Genomic DNA, 19,824 nt, shown 5'->3' with positions numbered 1-19,824 from the left:
CAACACGACAAAATGACTTGAGCTTGCGAAAGCATGACTCCATAAAAAAAATAAACTGGAATGAAATACAAAAGAATTCTTCTAAAATTAAGCGGTGAAGCTTTAATGGGCGAAAGACAATATGGAATTGACCCACAACGCTTAGCTGAGTACGCTGAAGAGATAAAACAAATTCACGATAAAGGAGTAGAAATCGCTATCGTTATTGGTGGTGGAAACATTTTTAGAGGTGTAGCTGGCGCGAGTAACGGCATGGATAGAGTGCAAGGGGATTATATGGGAATGTTAGCAACAGTTATCAATGGAATGGCTTTACAAGGCGCTTTAGAAGAAGCTGGAATGCAAACCCGTTTACAAACGGCTTTAAAAATTGAAGCAATTGCTGAACCTTATATCAAAAGAAGAGCAACGCGTCATTTAGAAAAAGGAAGAATCGTGATTTTTGGTGCAGGAACAGGAAATCCGTATTTCACAACTGACACTGCTGCAGTTTTAAGAGGAATTGAAGTAGGTGCTGACGTAATCTTAAAAGGAACTCGCGTTGATGGTGTTTACACTTCAGATCCAGAAAAAAATGCTGATGCGGTAAAATTTGACTTTATTTCGTTTGAAGATGTATTAGCAAAAGGATTAAATGTAATGGACACAACTGCTTTTACATTGAGTCAAGAAAATAAATTGCCTATTATTGTATTCGATATGAATAAAGATGGTAACTTATTAAAAGTATGCGAAGGAGAAACTATCGGAACAAAGGTAACAATATAATTTTGTTTCACGTTTCATGTTGTAATTGTTCTTAACTTGAAACCTGAAACCTTAAACTTGAAACAAAAAAATGACAGAAGAAATTAACTTTATTTTAGACAGTGCAAAAGAAGCTATGGTAGGTTCGGTTGCGCATTTAGAGAAAGAATTTTTAAATATTAGAGCAGGGAAAGCTTCACCTCAAATGTTAGGTGGTGTATTTGTAGATTATTATGGTTCACAAACTGCATTATCGCAAGTTGCTAACATTAATGCTCCTGATGCGCGTACATTAACGGTAACACCTTGGGAAAAAAACATGTTGCATCCTATTGAAAAAGCAATTATGATTGCTAATTTAGGGTTAAACCCAATGAACAACGGCGACAACATCATCATCAATATTCCAGCATTAACTGAAGAAAGAAGACGCGACTTGGTAAAACAAGCAAAAGCTGAAGCTGAAGATGCTAAAATTGGCATCAGAAACCACAGAAAAGATGCTAATTCTGACATCAAAAAAGAAGAAAAAGACGGAACTGCAGAAGATATTTGCAAAAAAGCAGAGGAAGATGTTCAAAAATTAACCGATTCTTTCATCAAGAAAATAGATGAACTTTTAGCTGTTAAAGAAGCTGAAATCATGAAAGTATAATTTTACCAAAATTTCGTTCCTACGGAACTCTTATAAAATTACATTTAAACTCTCAATTCAATATTGGGAGTTTTTTTATTTTTAAAAGAATTCAATGATTAAATATCATGATATTGAACTAAAAAAAACAATATATTTGTAGAAATACTTGAAATTACTTACATGAAATATTTTTGGCTTTTTTTGTGCTTTATCATCACCAACAGTTTAGTAGCGCAAACCAAAATAAAAGGACAAATTATCGACTTTGATTCAAAAGTGCCTATTGCTTTTGCTACAATTACTTATAACAACACTAAATTCAATGCCGACTGGGAAGGAAAATTCACAGTTGAAGTTAAAGATTTTAAATTACCCATAAAAGTAAATTTTAAAGGTTATTATGAAAAAATAACTTATCCAGAACCAAGGGTTGTCAATGTTACGATTAAGTTAATAAACGATTTAAACGAAAAAAAAACCGAAATCTATACAGAAAACAGCGTTAACAACATTATCAAAAAAGTAATTGAAAATCGAAAATCGAATGACCCTGAAAAAGCACTTTCGAGTTTTCAATATAAAAACTACGAATACGTTCAAGTAACAGCAAATCCGGATAGTATTTCATCAAAAATTGATACCATTTATAAAAAAAGACTTTTTAGAAAATCTTTAATCAAACTAGATTCATCAAATTACAGATTTAAGAAGTTCTCAGAAAGACAACATTTGTATCAAACTGAAAAAGTTAATTTAATTCAACATAATCAATATCAAAGCAAAGAAACAGTTTTAGCCACTAGAATGGCAGGTTTTGAGCAACCTGTTTATGAATATTTAGGTTTAAAACTAATCTCCTATTCAGTGTATGAAAATCCGTTTGAGATTTTAGAAATTCCGGTGCAAAATCCAATTTCAAATTTTGGACGTAATCTTTACAATTACAAATTAATTGATTCTGTAAAAATAGATGGCAGAAATGCTTACCGAATTTATTTTGAACCAAAAAAGCTCAATACCAATCGATTAAGAGGGCTACTTTATATCGATTCTCAAAATTATGCTATTTGTAAAGCCTATTTTCGTATTTATGGCATTGTAAATATCAATGCTACTTACACATTTGATTATAGAAAAGATATTGATATTTGGTTTCCAAAAAACAGAAAATTCAAAGTTTCAAAAGGAAATAACCAAGACGATATTAAAATCTTAGGAGGTACTATAAAATTTAGTTCTGATTTAGGTGAAGTTGAAAGTAAAAACACTACTGATCAGGCCTATATTTCTTTAGAATCTACACCTTTTGATATTGAAATCAATAAACCAATTACTATTTCTAAACCGAGAGTAAAAATTGAAGTTCCTCAATCGAGTTTAAAACAAGAAAGCGAGTATTGGAATACGTTTAAAAAAGATTCACTCGATAAGAGAAAACTCCGAACTTATACTTCAATTGACAGTCTATCACTTTCAGAACGAATTGAACACAAACTATTCTTGGGAAGAAAAATTATCAATGGCTATTTTCCAGTTTCAATATTTGATATCGACCTAAGAAGTATTGTTAAATATAATAATTTCGAAGGCTTTAGATTTGGAGCTGGAGCTGTTACAAATTCTAAACTTTCTGAAAAATACAAAGTGACTTTTTATTGTGCCTACGGATTAAAAGATGACGAATTCAAATACGGAATTACACCTTCCTTTTTGGCGCACTCAAAATCTGAAACATGGGTTAGTGCATCTTATTCAGAAGATATTAGCGAGATTGCACAAACCTATTTTATTACAGATTCTCGAAGATTTAAAATTTATGATCCTCGACCAATCAATATTTCCACTTTTTACAACAATAGAATGAGTTCGGTTTTTATAGAAAGTAAAGTTTTACCAAAAACATCGAGTTATTTAGGAGTTTCTCATAATCAAATTCAACCCCTGTTTAATTATACTTTTGTAAAAAATGGTAAAGCATTCACCAATTATAATATAACAGCAGTTCAGCTAGCTTTTCAATGGAATCCTTTTAGCAATTACATGCAAACACCATTTGGAAAAATTGAATATGAAAAACGCCATCCAAAATTTTCGCTTCAACTTACACAAACTCTACCTGGTGTGTTAGAAAATGATTTTGCCTTTTCAAAAATAGATTTCAAAACTTTCTATGAATTACCTTATTTATCTGGACAAAAAAGTTCGTTTTTGTTTCAAACTGGTATAGCGTTTGGTGATGTTCCAATTACTCATTTATACAGTATTGTTCCTAATAATTTAAATCGTGAGGCTATCTTACAACGAGTAACTTTTGCAGGAAAAAACAGTTTTGAAACCATGTATTTTAATGAATTCTTCTCTAATAAATACGCTTCATTACAGTTAAAACATACTTTTAATAAAATTAAATTAGGTTATAAAATTAACCCAGAATTTACCATTGTTACAAGAATGGCAGTCGGTTCAGATAACAACAATAATCAGCATATTGGTATCAACTACAAAACTATGGAAGACGGCTTTTTTGAAAGCGGAATTGAATGTAATAAAATATACAAAGGAATTGGTTTAGTAGCTTTTTACAGATATGGACCATATCAATTAGCTAATTTTGATGACAATATTGCTATAAAAATTTCGTATCATTTGGATTTAGGACTGTAAAATTAAACTAAATCTTACACTCTAAACCAATAAATTAAGCAAAAACCTTTACCTTTGCACCCTAATTTTTGAGAGATGTTAAAGTGGTTAAGCACCAGTTTTTGGGATTATATTGCCGGTAAAATTTTAAGAAATCGCGTTTTTCTTTTAATTCTTGTTTTGCTTTTTACCATTTTCATGGCTTTCCAATGGCAAAATATGCGTTTTACCTTTACCGAAGCCAACTTATTACCTGATGATCATGAGGTAAATATTCAGTATAATTCGTTTTTAGAAAAATTTGGTGAAGAAGGAAATTTAGTTGTTCTAGGATTTAAAGACAAAAATTTCTTTACCGAAAAAAATTATAAAGCTTGGGAAAAATTTGTTTCTGAAATCAAAAAAGACAAAGCAACTGAACTTACACTTTCTATTGAAGATTTACGAGTATTAGAAAAAGATACAATTACTCAAAAATTCAAACTCAAATCATTCATAAACAACGATAGTATTTCTGATGTTTATCTCAAAATAAAAGAAAAAGAATTCTTTAACGACTTACCTTTTTACGAAGGAATGCTTTTTAACAAAGAAAGTGGCGCTGTTCGTTTTGCAATTTATATGGATAAAAAAATTGTAAACACACCTGCTAGAAAAGCTTTTATCGAAAAACATCTTAGCCAAGAAAAAATCAGTGCTTTTGAAAAAGAAACCGGATTAGATCTTCGCGTTTCGGGAATGCCATACATTCGAACATTAAATGCAAATAGCATTATTAGTGAAATTGGATTGTTTGTTGGAGCCGCACTTGGAATCACATCTTTGTTGTTTTTCTTCTTTTTTAGAAGTTTTAGAGCTACGATGATTTCCATGTTTGTAGTAATCATTGGTGTAATGTGGTCGTTTGGTACTCTTGGTCTTCTGGGATATGAAATCACAGTTTTAACTGCGATTATTCCACCATTAATTATTGTAATTGGTATTCCAAATTGTATTTTCCTTATCAATAAATACCAACAAGAAATTAAGAATCATGGCAATAAAGCCAAGTCGTTGCAACGAGTTATTTCAAAAGTTGGAAATGCCACATTATTAACCAATATAACAACAGCCGCTGGTTTTGGTACTTTTATTTTTACCGATAGTAAACTGTTAAGTGAATTTGGAACTGTAGCTTCATTAAACATTGTTTTCTTGTTTATTTTATGCTTAATCATCATCCCAATAGTTTATAGTTATATGCCAATGCCAAAAGAAAAACACTTGGCACATCTAGGGAAAAACTATATGGCAGCATTCATAAATTGGATTGAAAATACAATCAGACATCATCGCGTAGCTGTTTTTTCAATTGCAATTGGAATACTAGTTTCAGGAATTATCGGAATTTATCAAATTAAAGTATCGGGAAGCATCATTGAAGATATGCCTAAAAAAGCACCTTTCTTTAAAGATATTGTTTTCTACGAAAAAGAATTTGACGGAGTAATGCCTTTAGAAATTGTAGTTGACACCAAAAGACCAAAAGGTGCTTTGAAATCGGTTACATTAAAACGAATTGAAGAACTCCAGGAAACTATTGAAGAAATTCCGGAATTATCAAAACCCGTTTCAGTGGTGAATTTGGTCAAATATTCCAAACAAGCTTACTATAATGGAAATCCGGAATTTTACGAATTACCTACTAAACAAGAGGAAGCATTTATTTTATCCTACATCAAAAATTCGACTCAAAAAGGAAATGAAAACATGCTGAAAAGTTATGTTGATAGTACAGGACAATATGCTCGAATTACTACTTTTATGAGAGATATTGGAACTGATAAAATGCAAAAAATTGAAGAACGTTTGCAAGATAAAATCAATCATATTTTTCCAAATGAACGCTATGAAGTTTCCATAACCGGAAAAGCTTATGTGTTTGAAAAAGGAACTCATTATTTAATTGATAACTTAGTACAATCGTTACTTTTTGCTATTGTTCTAATTTCGCTATTAATGGCATATATGTTCCGTTCGTTTAAGATGATTATAGTATCATTGTTGCCAAATATTTTACCTTTGGTAATGACCGCAGGATTAATGGGCTTTTTAGGAATTCCAATTAAACCTTCAACCATATTAGTATTTAGTATTGCTTTCGGAATATCAGTAGATGATACCATTCACTTTTTGGCTAAATACCGTCAAGAATTAAAAGCGAACGATTGGAAAATAAAACGCTCTGTTTATGCCACTTTAAAAGAAGCAGGAATCAGTATGTTTTATACTTCTGTAGTATTGTTTTTTGGATTCTCAGTATTTACGCTTTCAGATTTTGGAGGAACAGTTGCTTTAGGAGGATTGGTTGCAACAACATTGTTATTCGCGATGTTATCTAACTTAATTTTGCTTCCTGCATTATTACTTTCTTTAGACAAAACTATTGCTAACCAACAAGAATTCTTAGAACCAACATTAGATATTTTAGCAGAAGATATTGAAGAAGAAAATTCAAACGAGAAATAGTATATTTGTATTTTAAAATCATAAATCAAAATGAAACACTCAAAAGTAATAGACCTTTTAAACAGTACGAAAACATTACATGAAGTAACAACAAAAGGTTGGGTTAGAACATTTAGAAACAATCAATTTATTGCGTTGAACGACGGTTCAACCATTCATAATATTCAGTGTGTGGTAGATTTTGAAAACACACCTGATGAAACCTTAAAAAGAATTACAACTGGAGCTGCAATTTGCGTTACTGGAACCTTGGCAGAAAGCCGTGGTGCTGGACAAAAAGTAGAAATTCAAGTAACAAAATTAGAGATTTTAGGAGATAGTGATGCGGAGAAATTCCCAATGCAACCTAAAAAACACTCATTAGAGTTTTTACGTGAAAATGCTCATTTACGTGTAAGAACGAATGCTTTTGGAGCAATTATGCGTGTGCGTTCAACTCTTGCTTTTGCAGTGCACCAATATTTCCAAGAAAAAGGATTTTTCTATGTGAATACACCAATCATCACAGGTTCTGATGCCGAAGGTGCTGGAGAAATGTTCCAAGTAACTGCTTTACCAATTGATGGTTCTACTCCAAGAAACGAAGACGGAAGCATCAACTACAAAGAAGATTTCTTCGGAAAACAAACCAATTTAACTGTTTCTGGACAATTAGAAGGTGAAACTTTTGCTATGGCTTTAGGTCAAATTTATACGTTTGGACCTACATTCCGTGCAGAGAATTCAAACACTTCGCGTCACTTAGCAGAGTTTTGGATGATTGAGCCAGAAGTAGCTTTCAACGATTTAGCAGATAACATGGATTTGGCGGAAGATTTCATCAAATACGTTATCAAATATACCGTTGACAAATGTGGTGATGATTTGAAATTCTTAGAAAGTAGATTGTTAGAAGAAGAAAAGTCAAAACCACAAGCAGATAGAAGCGAAATGACGCTTTTAGAAAAATTAAGTTTTGTAATAGACAACAACTTCAAACGTGTTTCTTATACGGAAGCTATTGATATTTTAAAAGATTCAACTCCAAATAAAAAGAAAAAATTCCAATACATCATTAACGAATGGGGTGCTGATTTACAAAGTGAGCACGAACGTTTCTTAGTAGAAAAACACTTTAAATGTCCGGTAATTTTATTTGATTATCCAGCGAAAATTAAAGCGTTTTACATGCGTTTAAACGACAATACTGAACCAGGAAAAGAAACCGTTAGAGCAATGGACATCTTATTCCCAGGAATTGGAGAAATCGTTGGAGGTTCTCAAAGAGAAGAGCGTTACGATGTATTAGTAGAAAAAATGAAAGCTTTAGGAATTGACGAAGAAGAACTTTGGTGGTATTTAGATACGAGAAGATTCGGTTCGGCTGTTCACTCAGGTTTTGGATTAGGTTTTGAAAGATTAGTGCTTTTTGTAACCGGAATGGGTAACATTAGAGACGTAATTCCTTTCCCAAGAACGCCACAAAACGCAGAATTTTAATAACAAACATACTATAGAATTTTTTTAAAATTCATAAAAAAAGTCCCGATTAAATCGGGACTTTGTTCTTTCTAGGTAATCAAAAAATAATATATATTAGTCTTCGATAACTACTACTTGAGCAGCTACTTTACCTTTTCTTCCTTCTTCTTCTTCGTAGCTAACTGCATCACCTTCATTAAGAGATTCAACTCTCATTCCGCTTGCGTGTACGAAAATGTCTTTTCCTGTTTCATCATCTGTAATAAAACCGTAACCTTTTGATTCATTGAAGAATTTAACTTTGCCTGTGCGCATTTTTGTAATATAAAAAAATTAATAATAGTCAAAGATATACTTATTTCTGACACGAACAAGAAAAAGTTAAAAATATTTCAAAATTACTGATTATCAGTGTTTTCTTTTTCTTGAGTAAAGTTTGACATTAGATAATCTTTTACATTTTTATTTTTATATCTGTGATATATGAATAAAGGCATTAATGCAAATGCAATCAATAAAACGCCAATTCCAATCCATTTATCACCATTTAAGCCATTGTTTTTTTGGAAATAGCCAAAAGAAATTAGGCCAATGATTATTAAAAGTAAAAGAAAAATAATTTTTTTCATTTTTATCGTAATTTAATATGCAATTCTTGTAATTGCGCTTCGTCAATAATCGATGGTGCATCAATCATTACATCTCTTCCTGAGTTGTTTTTTGGGAAAGCAATAAAATCACGAATCGTTTCTTGGCCACCTAAAATAGAAACTAATCTATCCAATCCAAAGGCTAAACCTCCGTGTGGTGGCGCTCCAAATTCAAAGGCATTCATTAAGAATCCAAACTGAGCTAAAGCTTCTTCTTTACTAAATCCTAATAAATCGAACATTCTACTTTGTAATTCTCTATCGTGAATACGAATAGAACCTCCACCAATTTCATTTCCGTTTAATACCATATCATAAGCATTGGCACGAACTTTTCCTGGTTCGGTTTCGATTAATGCCATGTCTTCTGGTTTTGGAGAAGTAAACGGATGGTGCATTGCATGGTATCTTCCGCTTTCTTCATCCCATTCTAATAATGGAAAATCAACCACCCATAATGGAGCAAATTCGTCAGATTTTCTCAAACCTAAACGTGTAGCTACTTCCATACGAAGTGCTGATAATTGTGTTCTTGTCTTATCTGCTTTTCCTGATAATACTAAAATTAAATCTCCGGCTTTTGCATTGGTAATTTCTGCCCATTTTTTCAAATCTTCTTGATCGTAGAATTTATCTACTGATGATTTGAAAGTTCCATCTTCTTCACATTTCACGTAAACCATTCCCGAAGCTCCAATTTGTGGGCGTTTTACCCAATCAATTAAAGCATCAATTTCTTTTCTGGTATAGTTTGCGCAACCTGGAGCAGCGATTCCGACTACTAATTCAGCCGAATTGAAAACTGGAAAATCTTTATGTTGTGCAACTTCATTCAATTCCCCAAATTTCATTTCAAAACGGATATCTGGTTTGTCGTTTCCGTAGGTTTTCATGGCGTAATCGTAGGTGATTCTTGGGAATTTATCTACTTCAATTCCTTTGATTTCTTTTAGTAAATGACGTGTTAAGCCTTCAAACATATTTAAAATATCTTCTTGCTCTACGAATGCCATTTCACAGTCAATTTGAGTAAATTCTGGTTGGCGGTCAGCACGTAAATCTTCGTCACGGAAACATTTCACAATTTGGAAATATTTATCCATTCCACCTACCATCAATAGCTGTTTGAACGTTTGAGGTGATTGTGGAAGTGCATAAAACTGTCCTTCATTCATTCTACTTGGCACCACAAAATCACGCGCACCTTCTGGAGTAGATTTAATTAAATAAGGCGTTTCTACATCACAAAAACCTTGGTCTGATAGATATTTTCTAACTTCCATGGACACTTTATGACGGAACAATAAGTTATTTTTAACCGGATTTCTTCTGATATCTAAATAACGATATTTCATACGAATATCTTCACCACCATCTGTTTCGTCTTCGATAGTAAATGGAGGCAATTGTGCTTCGTTTAAAATCGTTAATTCAGCAACTAAAATTTCAACGTCACCCGTTGCCATATTTGGGTTTTTAGAAACACGCTCAATAACTGTTCCTTTGATTTGAATAACAAATTCTCTTCCTAAAGATTTTGCTTTTTCAATAACAGCTTTGTCGGTTCTTTGTTCATCAAAGATTAATTGCGTGATACCATAACGGTCACGTAAATCAACCCAAATCATAAAACCTTTATCTCTCGATTTTTGAACCCAACCTGCAAGGGTAACTTCTGTATTGATGTGTGAAGCATTTAATTCACCACAGTTATGACTTCTGTACATTTCTTGAAATTTTTTGCAAATGTAGTAACAAATATTAATTTTATTCGTTTAATTTTAATAGATTTGATTCAATAAATAACACTTTTAAAACATGAAAAAAGCATTCATTTTGTTTTTTGCCGCAATTCTTTCAGGATTTGCTCAAAATACGACCAATACGGTTTCTTTAAACGTGAAAATTACAAATAGATTTTCCGATACAATTACAATTTCTTCGGGAAGAACTTTTAAACAAAAAGTTGGCATTAATAAAAAAGGAGAATTTCAAACTACTTTCGAAGCTTCTAAAGATGGAGGAGTATACCGGTTAAACGATGGTAATGAAGGAACAACAATGTTTCTTAAAAACGGATATGATTTAACCTTAACATTAGATACTAAAGATTTTGATGAAACTATTGTTTACAAAGGAAAAGGAGCTAATGAAAACAACTATTTAGCAAAAAAAGCATTATCTGATGAAAAGTTTGAGATGGAGCTAGAAGCTTTATTTGATGCTAACGAAGCTACTTTTAAAGAGGCATTAGCTAAAAAGAAAGCGAATGATATTAGCATGATTGACGGGAAAGGTTTTGATAAAACTTTAGTAAAAATGCTACGTCCTTCATTTGATCAAGAAGAAAAATTCTTGTTAGATTATTACAATCAAAAAGTGGCGGCTAAGAAAATGGAAGGAGTTGCTTCACCATCATTTGAATATGAAAACCATAAAGGTGGGAAAACAAAATTAGAAGATTTAAGAGGAAAGTATGTTTATATAGATGTTTGGGCTACTTGGTGTGGTCCATGTTTGGCAGAGATTCCATATTTAAAGAAAGTAGAAGCAAAATATCACGGAAAAAATATCGAGTTTGTTAGTATTTCTGTAGATACTGAAAAAGATCATGAGAAATGGAAAAAAATGGTAACAGCTAAAGAATTAGGTGGAATTCAATTGTTTGCAGATAAAAACTGGACATCTGATTTTATTAAAGCTTTTGGAATTAATTCAATTCCAAGATTCATTTTAATTGGACCTGATGGAAAAGTAATCAAAGCAGATGCAGCGCGTCCATCATCAGCATCATTAACTGAATTATTAGATGGTTTAGTGAAATAATTACAACATTTTTTTATACCTCATTTAAAGCCAGTGCATTATGCACTGGCTTTTTAAATGTTAAATTTTGTTTAATGTTACCAAATTGTTAAGCAAAAGTTTTTTTATTGTAAAATAAATTATATATTTGTTACTGTAATGTTAACCTAAAAAGAGAAGACTATGAAAAAATTAATGATTGCAGCAGTATTATTGGTTTCAAGTTTGTCATTTGCACAAGAAGTAAAACCAAAATTTGAGGTGGTTGACCAAATGGTAAAAGCAACATATTATTATGATAACGGACAAGTAAAACAAGAAGGGTATTACTTAGACGGAAAATTACATGGAAAATGGATGGCTTATAACGAAGATGGTTCAAAACAATCTATTGGAGAATATCTGAATGGTGCTAAAACTGGAAAATGGTTTTTTTGGAGTGATGCTTCATTAAGCGAAGTAGATTTTTCAGATAGTAGAATTGCTGATGTAAAAAAATGGTCAAAAGACGTATTAGTTAAAAACTAATTCAAATTTAAAGTATAAAAAAATCCCGATTTTCATCGGGATTTTTTTGTTTTATACTGATGGTACTATTTCAGAGTCTTTGTTTTTTCTATTCTTCATTCTAACTTTTAATCGATTGACTAAATAAAATAAAACAGGAACAACAATTAACGTTAAAAATGTAGCAAAGATTAGTCCGTAGATTACTGTCCATGCTAATGGTCCCCAGAAAATTACGTTGTCTCCACCCATGTAAATTTTAGCATCTCCAGAAGCAAAAAGCGAAAAGAAATCCATATTAAATCCAATGGCTAATGGAATTAAACCTAAAACAGTTGTAATTGCAGTTAATAATACAGGTCTTAAACGGGCTTTACCACCTTTTACAATAGCATCAAAAACCAATTCATTGCTTAAAAGTTCTTTTTTGCCTACTCCAAGTTCTTCTCGTTTTCGTGCAATTAATAAGTCGGTATAATCGAGCAAAACAACTCCATTATTAACTACAATTCCGGCTAACGAAATAATTCCCATCATGGTCATCATAATTACGAATGGTTTTCCGGTAATCATTAATCCTAAAAATACACCAATGAAACTCAAGAAAACTGCTACCATAATAATAGCTGGTCTTGAAACCGAATTGAATTGGAAAATTAAGATTAAGAAAATTAAGAATAAACCTGTAAACAAAGCTCCCATTAAGAAAGCCATTTGTTTTCCTTGTTCTTCTAATTGTCCTGTGTAATCAAATTTAACCGTTTTTGGTGCATCAAACGAAGCCATTTCTGCCTGAATTTGAGCCACAACAGCACCAGCATCGGTAAAACCAGGAGCTAAAGCCGAATATAAAACTACAATTCTGCCTGATTGTTTGTGTTTAATAGCACTAAACGATGAGGTATTCTTTTGACTGGCAACAGTAGAAACCGGAATTTCTTTAATTTGACCCGAAGCCATATCTCTAAACGTGATGTTCTGATTAAAAATAGCACTTTTGTTGTATCTATTTTCTTCGTTAAAACGAACATAAATATCATAATCTTCGCCATCTTTTTTGTAAACACCAGCTTTTTCTCCAAAGATAGAACGTCTTAATTGATTTCCAACTTGCCCAGCAGCAACACCTAATTCTCCAGCTTTTTCTCTATCAATAACCACTTTCATGGCTGGTTTATCTTTGTTTACATCAACTTTTAATTCATCAACACCAGGAATATTTTTAGCATTCAAATAATCCTTCATTCTTTCGGCAGTAGTGATTAATTCGGTGTAATCGTTTCCTTTTATTTCGATATTAATTGGATAACCTGCTGGTGGACCAACTGCATCTTTTTCGACAGAAATAGAAACTCCAGGATAAATATCTTTCAAGGAAGCCTGAATTTTTTTACGTAACTCTTCAGAATCTCTACCATTTCTAAATTTGAATTCTTTCATAGAAATAGTAATTTTTCCTTTGTGAGGCATTTCTGCAGTAGAACCACCATCGGTTTGAGGATTTCCGGCACCTTCACCTACTTGAGCCACAGCATTTTCAACCAAATAATTTTGTTTTGTACCGTTTTCATCTTTGTAAACAAATTCTTCCGAATTTAAAACTTTAAATACACGTTTTTCGATAGATTTTGTAATTTCATTGGTTTTGTTGATGTCTGTTCCTTGTGGATATTCGATATAAACAATAATTTGATTGGGTGTATTGTCTGGGAAAAATTCCACTTTTGTTCTTCCGCTTCCAACACTCCATCCAAAATATAACATAATTACCACAAAAAACATCACAACCATTCCAATTATAGTAATTACAGGTTTTCTTCCCGATAAGAAATAACGCAATGTTTTTTCGTAAAAATTTTCTAAACGAGTTAATAATTTGTTTTGAAAAGCTGTAGTTAATCCTTTAATCAAATATTTATATAACCAAAACATGATGGCTGTAAATATCATTAACGAACCTAATGCCTTAACCGCTCCACCAAACACTAAAATTAGAATTCCAAATCCACCTAAAATGATCGACAAACGAATTAATTGTTTTTTGGAAACTACTTTTTCGTTAATATCCATGAATTGTGAAACGAAAACCGAATTGAAAAAGATAGCCACAAATAATGACGAACCTAATACAACAGATAATGTTATTGGGAAATAAATCATGAATTGTCCCATGGTTCCTGGCCACATTCCAAGAGGCACAAAGGCTGCAACTGTGGTTAAAGTCGAAATAATAATAGGCAATGCAATTTCACCAATTCCTTCTTTAGCGGCTTTGATGCGACTCATGCCTTCTTCTTCCATTAATCGATACACGTTTTCGACTACTACAATTCCGTTATCAACTAGCATTCCTAATCCCATGATTAATCCGAACAAAATCATCGTGTTCATGGTGTAGCCTAACGCGTCTAATATCATAAACGACATAAACATCGACATTGGAATGGCAAATCCAACGAAAAGTGCATTTCTAAACCCAAGGAAAAACATTAAAACACCAACAACTAATATAATTCCGAAAATGATATTATTTACTAAATCATCTACTTGATTTAAGGTTCTTGACGATTGATCATTGGTAACAGAAACCGTCAAATCGGAAGGGAAATGATTGATTTTGGCATCTTCTAAAATGGTTTTAATTTTTTCAGTAGCTTCAATCATGTTTTTACCAGCACGTTTTTTTACGTCTAACATCACCACACTATTTCCAAATTCTCTTGCAAAAGTAGTTTTGTCCACGTCTTTGAATGAAACTTCAGCAATATCTTTAAGATAAACAGCACCACCTTGTGTTTTAACCACAAAATTTTCTAAGTCCGATGGATTTTCAACTTCTCCTAAAATTCTGATGGTTCTTCTTTGTTCGTTTGCTACTAAATTTCCAGCAGACATGGTTACGTTTCCATTTCTAACCGCATTGATGACATCATCAAAACTTACTTTTGAAGCCATCATTTTGTAAATATCAACAGCAACTTCTACTTCTTTTTCTTGAGCACCACGAATATCTACTTGTTTAATTTCTTCTAATGCTTCGATTTCATCTTCCAAATATTCGCCAAAAACCTTAAGTTTTTCGATTGGATAATCTCCTTGAAGATTGATGTTTAGTATTGGAACTTCTTCCGAAATATTTAAGTCAAAAACATTCGGTTCTACTTTTGCACCGTTAAAAGTTGGCCAATCTTCGCCACCTGTTTTGGTATCAATTTTGTCTTTTATTTTTTGTTTGGCAGCTTCAACCGTAATTTTTTCGTCAAATTCTACCGTGATAATTCCGTAATCTTCTTGCGAAGTGGAAAGTACTTTAACTACGTTACTTACGTTTTTGATTTCTTCCTCTAAAGGATCCACAATTAAGCGTTCGATATCTTCGGCTGTATTTCCTGGATAAACCGTGCTGATGTAAATTTTGGTTTCTTTTATTTCAGGAAAATCTTCTCTTGGCATGCTGTAATAAGCTGATAATCCCAAGAATAAGATAATCACCATCATTACATAAACCGTCATCTTGTTCTCAATTGCCCAAGAAGAAAGTTTGAATTCGTTATTATTTTTATTGCTCATAATTGTTTGCTACTTATTTAATTATCGATACTTTTTGTCCGTCTTTTACGCTTCGAGCACCTTCTTTGATGATTAAATCTCCATCTTTAATTCCGTCCACAATTTCTACTAATTCACCTTGCGATAAACCTACTTTTACAATTACTTTTTTTGCAATTGCATTACCTTTATTGTCAGGGTTTTGAGCTACATATAAAAATTGTTCTCCATCTGCATTTTCAGAAATTATGCTAATTGGAACCGTAATTGCTTTTGAATTTGAATAATCTTTTAACTGAATTTTTGAAGAAAGATTTGGTTTGATATTTCCACTTTTATTAGGAACAGCAATTTGAATCATGAACGAACGATTGGCTGGATTGATGTAATTTCCTGCTTGTGTAACTTTAGCATTAAACGTTTCTCCCAAAACTGGAAAATTCACAATGGCATCTGAACCTTTTTTGATAGTCCCAATGTTTTTTTCTGGAACTTCTGCTTCCAAATACATATTTCCTAAACTTACAATTCTTAAAATTGGAGTTCCAGGACCAACAACACTTCCTCTTTCAGAAGCAATTTCATCAATAGTTCCCGAAAATGGAGCTCTAATAACTGTTTTTGCTAATTGTGCTTTCATTTGGGCAACCGCTTTTAACTGTGCATTATAATTGGTTTTAGCTTGTAAATATTGAATTTCAGAACCAATTTTTTGCTTCCAAAGGTTTTCTTGTCTTTCAAAAGTTGTTTTTGCTAATGCAGCTTGCGTTTCCATTTGTGCTAATTGTGAAGATAATCCGCCATCATCAACTCTTGCAAGGGTTTGACCTTTGGCTACTTTTTGACCTTCTTTCACATAAACTTGTTGTAAAATTCCACCAAATTCGGCACTCAACATTAGGTTTTCTTTGGTTTGAACCGTTGCTTGTAATTCTACATAATGATTGAAAACAGTGTCTTTTGCTGTTAAGGTTGTAATTAAGGTTAGTTTTTCGTTGGTATCTTTTTTACCAATGGCAACGTCTAAAAGTTCCATTTCTTTTCTAAGCGATTCGGCTTGTGCTACAAGTTCAGATCTTTTGGCACGCATTTCTTCAAGCGTTCCGTTTTCGATTATTGAAGTAGTTGATTTTTTTGAATCACCACCACATGAAGTAATTAGTAAACCTAATAAACTGATGTATAGTATTTTTTTCATTACGTGTTTTTATTTTTTATTGGTTAGTTTGTCTAAAGTTGCTTTTTTGTTTAAAACATCAATCATGGCTTGTAAATAATCTTGTTGTGCTGTGTATAATTGACGTTGTGCTTCGGTAAATTCAAAACTTGTAGAAAGTCCTTCTTTGAATTTTATTTGTTGTTTGTTTTCGATTCTTTCGGCTAATTTTAAATTACTTTTTGATGCTGAATATTGCTCAATACTGTATTCGTAATCAGTTTTAGCTTGTTGAAATTGAAGTTTTAAACGTTGCTCTGTTTCGGTAAGTTGTGTTTTTGCTTGTTCAAATGCAATTTTTGCTTGTTGAGTTCTGGCTCTATCTCTAAAACTGCTAAATATTGGCATACTTACATTTACACCAAAATTAGAGTAGTTATACCATTTTTGTTGTGCAGAAATTATATCAAATTCATTAGAAAATGTATTAGCGCCATAATTCAATTGTGCACCAACTGTTGGCAAAGCTCTAAAACGTTCTAATTTTAATAACAAACGTTTCGATTCTTCATTGTTTTGTTGGATTTTATAATCGATAGAATTTTGCGAATTAAATTCTTCTGAAAGCACAGCTAAATCTACATTTTTAAGTGCTAAATCGTCTAATTTTTCTGTAAGAGTTACATCGTTATTGATGTCAATTCCCATAGAAATTTTTAGTAGATTCAATGCAATTTCGGCTCTTTTTTGTGCATTCGACAAAGAACTTTTCAATTGCGTTAATGTAATTTGAAGTTGTTCTACGTTTTCTTCTTCGGTTAAACCATTTTTGAACGTTTCATTTGTTTCAAATAATGTTTTTTCTAAAGTGGTTTTGTTTTTTTCAATGATTAAAACACTTTCTCTTGCTAAAAGTACATTTCCGTAGGCATTCGTAACCATTTCTTTGATTTCTAAATCGGTTTTGTCTTTCGCATTCTGAGAAATTTGCAAATACACTTTAGCCGATTGTAATCCTACAATATAAGAACCATCAAAAATTAATTGGTTTAAGGTTGCAGAAGCATTTGCGCTGTGTTTAGTTCCAAAAGCAATAGTTGAAATTTCGTTTGGATCTCCACTTGGATTAAATGCATTTCCTGAAACCCCTTGTACTTGAAAGTCAAGATTGTTTATATATTGTAAGTTACTACTAATTTGTGGAAGTCCAGTTGCAGTTGTTTCCCATTTTTTTTGTTTGGCAGCTTCAATATCACGTTTTGCATTAATTGCAGTATAGTTGTTTTCAATAGCATGATCAATTGCTTGTTGCAATGTAAAGCTATAGGTTTCTTTTTTATCTTGAGCGTTCAAGAAAAGTGAAACGAACAATAAGGTTAGTATTAGTTTTTGTTTCATTTATTGATTATTGATGTTTAATTAATGATTAAGTATTTGAGTTTCTAATTGTTTTTCAAGTTCTACTATTCCAGCTAATGTTGCCATGGCTCTAATGTGATATTCTAATGCTTTTACTTCTAATTCTTGAGCCTCTTTTTCAAGCATAGTGTTTTCGTTTATACTGAAAATCAGGGTGTAATAAAACTTCACATAATTTTCAATGTCTAAATCGTTTCGATACAAACCTTCGTTGATTCCTTTAATAATGTTGTCTCTAAAACAATCTTCACAAACACTAACTTGCAGACTCAAAACTTTCTCGTAAATTTCAGGATAATGCTTTTTTAATTGATATATTGGAGAAGATTCTGCTGATTTGAACATTTCTTTAAACATTCTTCTAATTTCAAAATTCTCTTCAATGGCGTTAAAATTCTGTCCTACAATTTTGTCGATTGTCTCATGAATTTCTTTGTGCACCATTTGAACACTTTCTTCAATTAGGATGTCTTTATTGGAAAAATATTTGTAAATAGTTTTTTTTGAAATACACATTTCGCAAGCAATATCGTCCATAGTAATACTTTTGAAACCCAGTCTCAAAAACATTTCTTTAGCTTTATTGATTATTTTATCTTTCATTTTTTAATTAAATTTTAATTTGGGGATAAAATTCGAGCACAAATGTATATCGGAAACTTTTAACACCAAAATAGTTTCCATTGTTTTTACACAAATTTAACATTTGATAAATTCGTCACATTTCAGAATATTGGAGTATTTTAGCAAAAAATTCAAATAATGCATTCTATATCGTACTATCAAGAAAAAATGAGCAATCATTTTTCGCAAATCGTTGCCAATAAAGAACCTAAAAATTTATACGAACCTATCGAGTATATTTTATCGCTTGGTGGAAAAAGAATGCGTCCGGTTTTGACTTTAATGGCAAGCGAAGTTTTTAATGTTAATTGCGAGAAAGCTATTCCTGCTGCGACAGCTGTTGAGGTGTTTCATAATTTTTCATTAATTCACGATGATATTATGGATGATGCTCCTTTACGAAGAGGCAATCAAACCGTTCATGAAAAATGGGATTTGAATACCGGAATTTTATCGGGTGATGCGATGCTGATTTTAGCGTATCAATTTTTTGAAAATTACGAGCCAGCAACATTCCAAAAATTAGCAAAATTATTTAGTAAAACCGCTTTAGAAGTTTGTGAAGGGCAACAATATGATGTAGATTTTGAAATGCGTGACGATGTTACGATCCCAGAATATTTAAAAATGATTGAATACAAAACAGCGGTTTTAGTTGGTGCTGCTATGAAAATGGGTGCAATTGTAGCCGAAACTTCTGATGAAAATGCCGATTTGATTTATGATTTCGGATTAAATTTAGGTATTGCATTTCAATTACAAGACGATTATTTAGATGCTTTTGGAAATCCAGAAACCTTCGGAAAACAAGTCGGTGGAGACATTATCGAAAACAAAAAAACCTATTTATACTTAAAAGCAATTGAATTTTCAAAAGCCGAAGAAAAACAACAATTATTGCATTTGTTTTCCATTCAACCTTCCGAAAATACAGATAAAATTGAATCAGTAAAAGCTATTTTTAATGCCTCTGGAGCAAGTGAAGCGACTAAAAAAGCGATTAAAGATTTCACTTTCAAAGCATTTGAAACATTAGAAAAAATGGATATCGAAGCTGAAAAGAAAGCTATTTTAAAAGCTTTTGGAGAGAATTTAATGGGAAGAAACGTGTAATCAAG

General features: G+C 32.0%; 15 protein-coding genes. 8 read left to right on the top strand and 7 right to left on the bottom strand.

Annotation, left to right across the window (positions count from 1 at the left end; translation table 11 throughout):
• The first annotated feature begins 60 nt into the window (after window positions 1-60).
• The 5 genes from pyrH to asnS all read left to right on the top strand — a co-directional run bounded on the left by pyrH (window position 61) and on the right by asnS (window position 8,014).
• Window positions 61-768 carry a UMP kinase gene (pyrH, locus tag GFJ94_RS08975; protein ID WP_153201211.1) on the top strand — a complete coding sequence of 236 codons (708 nt, stop codon included), beginning with the start codon at window positions 61-63 and terminating at the stop codon, window positions 766-768.
• A gap of 70 nt (window positions 769-838) precedes the next feature.
• Window positions 839-1,402 (top strand): ribosome recycling factor, encoded by a 564-nt coding sequence (gene frr, locus GFJ94_RS08970; RefSeq protein WP_153201210.1) that lies wholly within the window; start codon window positions 839-841, stop codon window positions 1,400-1,402.
• Between the two features lie 162 nt (window positions 1,403-1,564).
• A complete protein-coding gene (locus tag GFJ94_RS08965; RefSeq protein ID WP_153201209.1) occupies window positions 1,565-4,048 on the top strand; it encodes a DUF5686 family protein in 2,484 nt (827 codons plus the stop codon).
• Between the two features lie 75 nt (window positions 4,049-4,123).
• Entirely contained in the window at window positions 4,124-6,535 is a 2,412-nt protein-coding gene (locus tag GFJ94_RS08960) for an RND family transporter (RefSeq protein WP_153201208.1), read from the top strand.
• A 30-nt stretch (window positions 6,536-6,565) separates the two neighbouring features.
• Window positions 6,566-8,014, top strand: coding sequence for an asparagine--tRNA ligase (gene asnS, locus GFJ94_RS08955; RefSeq protein ID WP_153201207.1), 1,449 nt, complete (start codon window positions 6,566-6,568; stop codon window positions 8,012-8,014).
• A 96-nt stretch (window positions 8,015-8,110) separates the two neighbouring features.
• Here the strand turns inward: asnS and GFJ94_RS08950 are convergent, their stop codons facing one another.
• The 3 genes from GFJ94_RS08950 to aspS all read right to left on the bottom strand — a co-directional run bounded on the left by GFJ94_RS08950 (window position 8,111) and on the right by aspS (window position 10,373).
• On the bottom strand, window positions 8,111-8,311 hold the full coding sequence (locus GFJ94_RS08950; protein WP_008255794.1) for a cold-shock protein: 201 nt from the start codon (window positions 8,309-8,311) through the stop codon (window positions 8,111-8,113).
• An 83-nt stretch (window positions 8,312-8,394) separates the two neighbouring features.
• Entirely contained in the window at window positions 8,395-8,625 is a 231-nt protein-coding gene (locus GFJ94_RS08945) for a hypothetical protein (RefSeq protein ID WP_153201206.1), read from the bottom strand.
• 2 nt (window positions 8,626-8,627) lie between these two features.
• Window positions 8,628-10,373, bottom strand: a complete 1,746-nt coding sequence (gene aspS / locus GFJ94_RS08940; RefSeq protein ID WP_153201205.1) for an aspartate--tRNA ligase — start codon at window positions 10,371-10,373, stop codon at window positions 8,628-8,630.
• A gap of 91 nt (window positions 10,374-10,464) precedes the next feature.
• On the opposite strand from aspS, the gene GFJ94_RS08935 reads away from it, so the two are divergent.
• Both GFJ94_RS08935 and GFJ94_RS08930 read left to right on the top strand, forming a co-directional pair.
• Entirely contained in the window at window positions 10,465-11,472 is a 1,008-nt protein-coding gene (locus GFJ94_RS08935) for a TlpA disulfide reductase family protein (protein WP_153201204.1), read from the top strand.
• Window positions 11,473-11,634: 162 nt separating this feature from the next.
• Complete coding sequence (locus GFJ94_RS08930; protein WP_153201203.1) at window positions 11,635-11,979, top strand: toxin-antitoxin system YwqK family antitoxin; 345 nt, start codon at window positions 11,635-11,637, stop codon at window positions 11,977-11,979.
• Between the two features lie 51 nt (window positions 11,980-12,030).
• Here GFJ94_RS08930 and GFJ94_RS08925 read toward each other — a convergent pair whose 3' ends face one another.
• From GFJ94_RS08925 to GFJ94_RS08910, 4 genes are read right to left on the bottom strand one after another with little or no spacing between them, the layout of a single operon-like run.
• The gene (locus tag GFJ94_RS08925) at window positions 12,031-15,528 is read right to left on the bottom strand and encodes an efflux RND transporter permease subunit (protein ID WP_153201202.1); all 3,498 of its coding nucleotides are present in this window, start codon (window positions 15,526-15,528) and stop codon (window positions 12,031-12,033) included.
• 13 nt (window positions 15,529-15,541) lie between these two features.
• Window positions 15,542-16,705 carry an efflux RND transporter periplasmic adaptor subunit gene (locus GFJ94_RS08920; RefSeq protein ID WP_153201201.1) on the bottom strand — a complete coding sequence of 388 codons (1,164 nt, stop codon included), beginning with the start codon at window positions 16,703-16,705 and terminating at the stop codon, window positions 15,542-15,544.
• Between the two features lie 9 nt (window positions 16,706-16,714).
• Window positions 16,715-18,061, bottom strand: coding sequence for a TolC family protein (locus GFJ94_RS08915; RefSeq protein ID WP_153201200.1), 1,347 nt, complete (start codon window positions 18,059-18,061; stop codon window positions 16,715-16,717).
• A gap of 21 nt (window positions 18,062-18,082) precedes the next feature.
• Window positions 18,083-18,685 (bottom strand): TetR/AcrR family transcriptional regulator, encoded by a 603-nt coding sequence (locus GFJ94_RS08910; protein WP_153201199.1) that lies wholly within the window; start codon window positions 18,683-18,685, stop codon window positions 18,083-18,085.
• A gap of 159 nt (window positions 18,686-18,844) precedes the next feature.
• On the opposite strand from GFJ94_RS08910, the gene GFJ94_RS08905 reads away from it, so the two are divergent.
• A complete protein-coding gene (locus tag GFJ94_RS08905) occupies window positions 18,845-19,819 on the top strand; it encodes a polyprenyl synthetase family protein (RefSeq protein ID WP_153201198.1) in 975 nt (324 codons plus the stop codon).
• Window positions 19,820-19,824: the final 5 nt, after the last annotated feature.

The sequence above is a fragment of the Flavobacterium sp. LMO8 genome (genome assembly GCF_009495755.1).
Taxonomy (GTDB): domain Bacteria; phylum Bacteroidota; class Bacteroidia; order Flavobacteriales; family Flavobacteriaceae; genus Flavobacterium.
This window is presented reverse-complemented; position numbering and strand designations above follow the sequence as displayed.

Excerpts from the sequence above, each read along its gene's own strand:
- GFJ94_RS08950 (WP_008255794.1), bottom strand. The coding sequence starts at position 8,311 with ATGCGCACAGGCAAAGTTAAATTCTTCAATGAATCAAAAGGTTACGGT.
- asnS (WP_153201207.1), top strand. The coding sequence starts at position 6,566 with ATGAAACACTCAAAAGTAATAGACCTTTTAAACAGTACGAAAACATTA.
- GFJ94_RS08910 (WP_153201199.1), bottom strand. The coding sequence starts at position 18,685 with ATGAAAGATAAAATAATCAATAAAGCTAAAGAAATGTTTTTGAGACTG.
- GFJ94_RS08935 (WP_153201204.1), top strand. The coding sequence starts at position 10,465 with ATGAAAAAAGCATTCATTTTGTTTTTTGCCGCAATTCTTTCAGGATTT.
- GFJ94_RS08915 (WP_153201200.1), bottom strand. The coding sequence starts at position 18,061 with ATGAAACAAAAACTAATACTAACCTTATTGTTCGTTTCACTTTTCTTG.
- GFJ94_RS08925 (WP_153201202.1), bottom strand. The coding sequence starts at position 15,528 with ATGAGCAATAAAAATAATAACGAATTCAAACTTTCTTCTTGGGCAATT.
- GFJ94_RS08960 (WP_153201208.1), top strand. The coding sequence starts at position 4,124 with ATGTTAAAGTGGTTAAGCACCAGTTTTTGGGATTATATTGCCGGTAAA.
- GFJ94_RS08920 (WP_153201201.1), bottom strand. The coding sequence starts at position 16,705 with ATGAAAAAAATACTATACATCAGTTTATTAGGTTTACTAATTACTTCA.
- frr (WP_153201210.1), top strand. The coding sequence starts at position 839 with ATGACAGAAGAAATTAACTTTATTTTAGACAGTGCAAAAGAAGCTATG.
- aspS (WP_153201205.1), bottom strand. The coding sequence starts at position 10,373 with ATGTACAGAAGTCATAACTGTGGTGAATTAAATGCTTCACACATCAAT.
- GFJ94_RS08965 (WP_153201209.1), top strand. The coding sequence starts at position 1,565 with ATGAAATATTTTTGGCTTTTTTTGTGCTTTATCATCACCAACAGTTTA.
- GFJ94_RS08945 (WP_153201206.1), bottom strand. The coding sequence starts at position 8,625 with ATGAAAAAAATTATTTTTCTTTTACTTTTAATAATCATTGGCCTAATT.
- GFJ94_RS08905 (WP_153201198.1), top strand. The coding sequence starts at position 18,845 with ATGCATTCTATATCGTACTATCAAGAAAAAATGAGCAATCATTTTTCG.
- GFJ94_RS08930 (WP_153201203.1), top strand. The coding sequence starts at position 11,635 with ATGAAAAAATTAATGATTGCAGCAGTATTATTGGTTTCAAGTTTGTCA.
- pyrH (WP_153201211.1), top strand. The coding sequence starts at position 61 with ATGAAATACAAAAGAATTCTTCTAAAATTAAGCGGTGAAGCTTTAATG.